At 50.2% G+C, this 209-nt stretch carries 1 pseudogene (running past one end of the window); it reads right to left on the bottom strand.

Going from position 1 to position 209, the window contains the following annotated elements:
* A pseudogene (locus GJA_RS28435) lies at positions 1-209 on the bottom strand (IS481 family transposase) (its annotated part extends 16 nt beyond the left edge of the window); the annotation flags it as partial.

Genomic DNA, 209 nt, shown 5'->3' with positions numbered 1-209 from the left:
TCCAGTCCCGTTTGATCATAAACGCGCTTCACGAATAGCTCTGGCTTTTTCTGCTGCCACTCTTTGAGCGCCTGGATGGGTGTTTTTGCTCCGATTGCCCGTTGTGGAATGTGATGGTTGTAAAGCTTTAAATAGTTGAGCAAAGTCGTTTCCAGATCGGCCCGGCTGTCGAATCGGGTCTGCTGCAATAGCTCGGTGATACGACCGTT

It is taken from the genome of Janthinobacterium agaricidamnosum NBRC 102515 = DSM 9628, assembly GCF_000723165.1.
Lineage (GTDB): Bacteria > Pseudomonadota > Gammaproteobacteria > Burkholderiales > Burkholderiaceae_D > Janthinobacterium > Janthinobacterium agaricidamnosum.
The sequence above is the reverse complement of the archived record's forward strand: the minus strand, read 5'-3'. Positions and strand labels throughout refer to the sequence as shown.